Source organism: Bradyrhizobium sp. (assembly GCF_019242285.1).
Taxonomy (GTDB): Bacteria; Pseudomonadota; Alphaproteobacteria; order Rhizobiales; family Xanthobacteraceae; genus Bradyrhizobium.
In genome coordinates, this window is the sequence record NZ_JAFAVV010000337.1 from 1 (window position 1) to 4,991 (window position 4,991).

Below are 4,991 nucleotides of genomic sequence, written 5' to 3' on the forward strand. Positions count from 1 at the left end.
GACATCGCCGCCGCGGTCTCGTTTCTCGCGGGCCCCGACGGCGGCTGGATCAATGGCCAGGTGCTGCGCGCCAATGGCGGGATCATCTGATCGGCTGCGATCGTCTCATCACGCGGTGTTGTTCGACCCGTCATGCCGGGCCATGCGCGCCTTTGCTAAAGCGGTGGCCTCGCTTCGCTTCCGGAACCCCTGATGAACCGTATCCTCGTTGCCGCGCTCGCCGCCACCCTGCTCGCCACACCGGCCCTTGCCGCGGACAATCCGCCGCGCGAGCCCTATGGCATCGATCTCGAAGGATTTGCCTACCCCTACCCGGTCAACCTCCTGCCGCTCGTCAATGACGGCGAGCCGTTGCGCATGGCCTACATGGACGTCGCGCCGGCGCAGCCGAACGGCCGCGTGGTCGTGCTGCTGCATGGCCGGAATTTCGCGTCGAGCTACTGGGCGCCGGTGATCAGGACGCTGAGCGAGGCCGGATATCGCGTGCTGGTGCCGGACCAGGTCGGCTTCGGCAAATCGTCCAAGCCTTCGGGCGAACTGCATTTCGACACGCTGGCGCGCAACACCATCACGCTGCTCGATCACCTGCAGATCGCGAAGGCGGACATCGTCGCCCACTCCATGGGCGGCATGCTGGCGGTGCGGATCGCGCGAGCCTATCCCGACCGCGTCGATCATCTGGTGCTGACGGCGCCGATCGGCCTGGAGGACTACCGGCTCTACGTGCCGCCGACCCCGACCGAGAAGATCATGGAGACCGAGGACCGCCTCACCGCCGAAGGCTATCGCAGGCAGCTCGAGACCAATTACGCGTTGAAGCTGCCGCCCGATCAGGTGACGCCGTTCATCGAGCAGCGCTTCAACATCAAGGGATCCGCGGAGTATCCGCGCTGGCTGCGCACTTTCGCAAGCTCGAGCCAGATGATCTATCGCGAGCCTGTGGCGCACGAGATGCCGCTGCTCACCCAGCCGACGCTGTTCATCATGGGCGCCGACGACCACAACGCGCCGGGGCGGCCCAGCGCGCCGGAGGCGTTGCGTGCGAAGATGGGCCACAACGCCGAGCTCGCGCAGGCGCTTGCGGCCAAGATGCCGAACGCGCGCGCCGAGGTGATCCCCGATACCGGGCATCTGGTGTTTCTCGAAGCGCGGGCGAAATATGACGAGCTGCTGCTGGGCTTTCTGGGGAAGTGATTCGCCAGATCGGTAGGGTGGGCTAATCGTACTGAGTCACAAGAAGACTCAAGCCATTGAATCGACTCGTCTTTGTGCAAATATGGTCGTTCCAAAAAGCTCAAGAATTTCAACGAGAGCGCCATACATGTGACTTAGTACGACTAAGCGGCTCTTGCACTGAAGCGTGCCACGCGAAGGCAGAAGCGTGCGCACCGTCCCGAGCACCGCTGTCGATCGATGGTGGGCACGGCGCGCCGCGCGATGCGCAGCATCGTCGCGTCGCGCCTTGGCCCACGCTACGCGTCAGCCAGAACTCAGTAGTTGCGGAAGCAGCGCCGGCCGTACGGGCCGGGATGCCAGCCGGGAGGGCAGCTATAGAGCGGGCGGCAGGCGCCATAGGGACCGCGGTGGAAGCCCGGACCGCAGCCATCGGCGACGCGGATGATCGCGCCATCGGAGGCGGTCGGCGCAAGCGGCGCCCGCGGCATGGCCTGCGAGGCTCCCATCGCGCCAAAGCCGAGGCCCAGCGCAATCGCAGCGGCTGCGAGGTATTTCATGGGCCTTCCTTTTTCTGTTCGGTGGCCGCAATGCGGCGGTCACGCAATGAAGCGAAACATCAAAAAGCCGGTAGCGTCGCTACCCGCGCGCGCGATTTTGCGGGCCTGACCTGAACGGCCGCTGAACTGCGGCCCCAGCTGACGGAAGCCGGTGCGGCGGGATGAACGAGATCCTTGGACGAGATCCATGGACGAGATTCTTGGGTCCCATCTTTCCGGAGCTCGCGTCGAGCGATGCGCCCTGGCTGCATGGCGGACCGCGACTTCCTCAGCTTCCGAACTCCTCTGCCAGCGCGAAGATTTCGCGGGTGCGCGCGACATCCGGCCAGTCGCGGTTGAAGTCAGCGACCAGCCGCTTCATGTCCTCGCCTTCATGGCACGGTCGAGCGAGGCCTCATCGTCAAATTGCTAGATCGCCTGGTGCAGTGAGGGATCGGCGAGGCTCCAGAACCGCTAGGCCTTCTTGACGCCGAACGACCTGGCGGCATCGGGCAGATGCTCGGTCTGATACCATTTGTCGAAGGCTGCGCGCCTTGTGGGATCGGACGGTGGTGCGGACGACGAAGTAAGACTTGGGCATGGTTCTCTCCTGTTGTTGGCCCCCTCGGTTTGCGTTTCCGGGGAACCCACGCAACTCGGGCAAAAAAACGCGGATCTCAAGCAAACTGGTGTGCCGTCCGGGCGTTAGCTTTATCTTCAACCAGGACAGGAGTTCGAGATGCTGGAGAAGGTCAATCCGATCCCGGAAGGATTTCACACCATCACGCCTTATGTCATCGTCGATGGCGCCGAAAAGCTGCTCGGCTTCATGCGGGCTGCTTTCGGTGCCCAGCCCACGCATGAGCCCACCAAGCGGCCGGACGGCAGCATCATGCATGCGACGGTCAAGATCGGCGATTCCATGCTGATGGTCTCGGACGCATCCGAGCATGCCAAGGCGTCGCCCGTGATGCTGTATCTCTATGTGCCCAACGTGGACGCGGCCTATCAGCGCGCGCTGAAGGCCGGCGCGACCTCGGTGATGGAGCCGGCCGACCAGTTCTATGGCGACCGCTCCGGCGGGGTGAAGGATTTCGCCGGCAACCGCTGGTTCGTCGGCACCCATATCGAGGACGTCTCGCCGGCCGAGCTGGAAAAACGCGCGGCGGAATTCCACAAGAAGCAGGGCAAGGCGGCTTAGCTTAGCCGAAGGCCCTCGCAGGGGGCGGATGCGCGGCATCCGCCTCTGCTCTAGACCCAGCCTCCCCGCGCCATGATGGCGGCGCACAACAGAATGACCGCGATCGCCGCCAGCTCCGCGTGAATGATGACCGTGACGAGCCTGCGCTTGCCCGCCGCCATCACCGGCACCTGCCCCGCCGTGATTGCGCCGCGCCAGGACAGGAATTCCATGGTCGGGACGACCGACAGCCCACCCACGATGATGAACAGCGCAAACTTGGCGAGAAAGGCGTGGCTGTGCCAGTAATAGTCAGGTCCCTTCTCGAAGAAGAACACGCGCAACACGCCGATCACAAGCAACAGCCCCGCCACGATGCCGAGCCCGAGATCGGTGACCTGCAGCCGCCGCGCGGAAGCCACTGTCAGCTCCTGACGGATCAGCGTGAACTCGATCGCAACCGTTGCGACCAGTGTGAAGGCACAGAGATGGTGGAGGAACGCGAAGAGCGTGGACATCAGCAGCCCGTCCATTCGTTGGGCGACGTAATCTTTCGACCGATGCTATAGGTTGTCCACGACAACGAAAATATGGCGCCCGTCCAAACTCTCGCGCCAGCTCCGGGGAGGAACATCATGCGCAGGATCGCCATCGGCGCACTCGCGGCTATGTGCCTGGTCCCCGCGGCGCTGCGGGCCGAGGTCATCCGCTTCGACGTCACCGAGCGCGTGCCGGCGTTCGCCGGCCGCAGTTTTGGCGAGGTCGGCGCTTATGAGCGGATCACCGCGCGCGCCACCATCGCGCTCGACCCGAAGGATGACCGCAACGCCGTGATCACCGATCTTGCGCTGGCGCCGTGCAACGCCGATGGCAAGGTCGAGGCCATAGCCGACGTCGTGATCCTGCGTCCCGCCGATCTCGCCCGCGGCAACGGCACGCTGCTCGTGGAGGTGCCGAACCGCGGCCGCAAGCTCGCACCGCAACTGTTCGACGATTCGCCGCAGCCCGGCGCCAATCGCGCGCAGGAAGCCGACGACGCCGGGATCGGCTTCCTGCAACGCCAAGGTTTTACCGAAGTGTGGGTCGGTTGGCAGGGTGACATGTCTTCCTCGCCCGGGCTGCTCGCGCTGAGCGGGCCGGTGCTGAAGGCCGTCACCGGGCCGGCGCGCGAGGAGGTGGTGTTCGACAACACCACGAGCCCGGCGCGCGCGCCGCTGACCTGGCCCGCGGCTGATCCGGCCAACCTCGCCGTCACGGTGCGGGCGGCCTGGGCCGACGCGCGCGAGAGGCCGGCTGGCCTTTCGGCGCAATTGGTCGATCCGACCACGGTCGAGATCACGCGGCCTGACGGCTTCGACGCCGGCGCGCTCTACGAGATCACCTACACCGCGCGCAATCCGGCCGTGCTCGGCATCGGCTATGCCGCGATGCGCGACGTCGCAAGCTTTCTCCGCCGCGACGTGAGCCCGGCCAACCCGCTGCTGAACGGGTTGCGCCCCTCGGTCGATCGTGCCATCGGCTTCGGCGTCTCGCAATCCGGCCGCTTCCTGCGCGACTTCCTCTATCTCGGCTTCAACGAGGACGAGCATGGCCGCATGGTGTTCGATGGCCTGATGCCGCATGTCGGCGGCACGCGGCGGATGGCGACCAATGTCCGGTTCGGCCAGCCCGGCCGCAATCCGCGTCATCCGCAGGACCCGGCCTGGTAGGCCGACCTGTTTCCGTTCACCTACGCCACGCTGACCGATCCGCTCTCAGGAAAGACAGACGGCCTGCTGCGCCGCTGTGCGCTGTCCTCGACCTGCCCCAAGGTGATGCAGACCGACAGCGAATTGGAGTGGTGGTCGTCGCACGCCTCGCTGCTGGTGACCGACCTCGCCGGCAATCATCTCGACCTGCCCGACAATGTCCGCGCCTACATGATCGCGGGCGCGCCGCATTTCGCGGGTCCCACCGACGTCATGCGCAAGACCGTGCCGGCAATGGCACTGCCGCAGAACCCGATGCATGCGGGCGCGCCGATGCGCGCCCTGCTCACCGATCTCAACGCGTGGATCCGCGACGGCGTGCCGCCGCCCACGAGCCGCGTGCCGATGCGC

Annotated in this window: 5 protein-coding genes and 3 pseudogenes; 4 read left to right on the plus strand and 4 right to left on the minus strand. The window is 65.6% G+C overall.

What is annotated here, in order from left to right; all coding sequences use genetic code 11:
• Positions 1–90, plus strand: a pseudogene (locus JOY90_RS13150) (3-ketoacyl-ACP reductase); the annotation flags it as partial.
• Between the two features lie 102 nt (positions 91–192).
• A complete protein-coding gene (locus tag JOY90_RS13155) occupies positions 193–1,194 on the plus strand; it encodes an alpha/beta fold hydrolase (protein WP_291691558.1) in 1,002 nt (333 codons plus the stop codon).
• 296 nt (positions 1,195–1,490) lie between these two features.
• Here JOY90_RS13155 and JOY90_RS13160 read toward each other — a convergent pair whose 3' ends face one another.
• The 3 genes and pseudogenes from JOY90_RS13160 to JOY90_RS13170 all read right to left on the minus strand — a co-directional run bounded on the left by JOY90_RS13160 (position 1,491) and on the right by JOY90_RS13170 (position 2,313).
• Positions 1,491–1,733, minus strand: coding sequence for a hypothetical protein (locus JOY90_RS13160; protein WP_291691559.1), 243 nt, complete (start codon positions 1,731–1,733; stop codon positions 1,491–1,493).
• A 39-nt stretch (positions 1,734–1,772) separates the two neighbouring features.
• Positions 1,773–1,922, minus strand: a complete 150-nt coding sequence (locus tag JOY90_RS13165; RefSeq protein ID WP_291691560.1) for a hypothetical protein — start codon at positions 1,920–1,922, stop codon at positions 1,773–1,775.
• A 79-nt stretch (positions 1,923–2,001) separates the two neighbouring features.
• Positions 2,002–2,313, minus strand: a pseudogene (locus JOY90_RS13170) (hypothetical protein).
• 138 nt (positions 2,314–2,451) lie between these two features.
• On the opposite strand from JOY90_RS13170, the gene JOY90_RS13175 reads away from it, so the two are divergent.
• Positions 2,452–2,913: a VOC family protein gene (locus tag JOY90_RS13175; RefSeq protein WP_291691561.1), complete on the plus strand. Its 462-nt coding sequence runs from the start codon at positions 2,452–2,454 to the stop codon at positions 2,911–2,913.
• A 50-nt stretch (positions 2,914–2,963) separates the two neighbouring features.
• Here JOY90_RS13175 and JOY90_RS13180 read toward each other — a convergent pair whose 3' ends face one another.
• Complete coding sequence (locus tag JOY90_RS13180; RefSeq protein ID WP_291691562.1) at positions 2,964–3,410, minus strand: DUF2214 family protein; 447 nt, start codon at positions 3,408–3,410, stop codon at positions 2,964–2,966.
• Positions 3,411–3,560: 150 nt separating this feature from the next.
• Between JOY90_RS13180 and JOY90_RS13185 the strand changes: the two are divergent.
• A pseudogene (locus JOY90_RS13185) lies at positions 3,561–4,991 on the plus strand (alpha/beta hydrolase domain-containing protein); the annotation flags it as partial.

Excerpts from the sequence above, each read along its gene's own strand:
- JOY90_RS13155 (WP_291691558.1), top strand. The coding sequence starts at position 193 with ATGAACCGTATCCTCGTTGCCGCGCTCGCCGCCACCCTGCTCGCCACA.
- JOY90_RS13160 (WP_291691559.1), bottom strand. The coding sequence starts at position 1,733 with ATGAAATACCTCGCAGCCGCTGCGATTGCGCTGGGCCTCGGCTTTGGC.
- JOY90_RS13165 (WP_291691560.1), bottom strand. The coding sequence starts at position 1,922 with ATGGATCTCGTCCAAGGATCTCGTTCATCCCGCCGCACCGGCTTCCGT.
- JOY90_RS13175 (WP_291691561.1), top strand. The coding sequence starts at position 2,452 with ATGCTGGAGAAGGTCAATCCGATCCCGGAAGGATTTCACACCATCACG.
- JOY90_RS13180 (WP_291691562.1), bottom strand. The coding sequence starts at position 3,410 with ATGTCCACGCTCTTCGCGTTCCTCCACCATCTCTGTGCCTTCACACTG.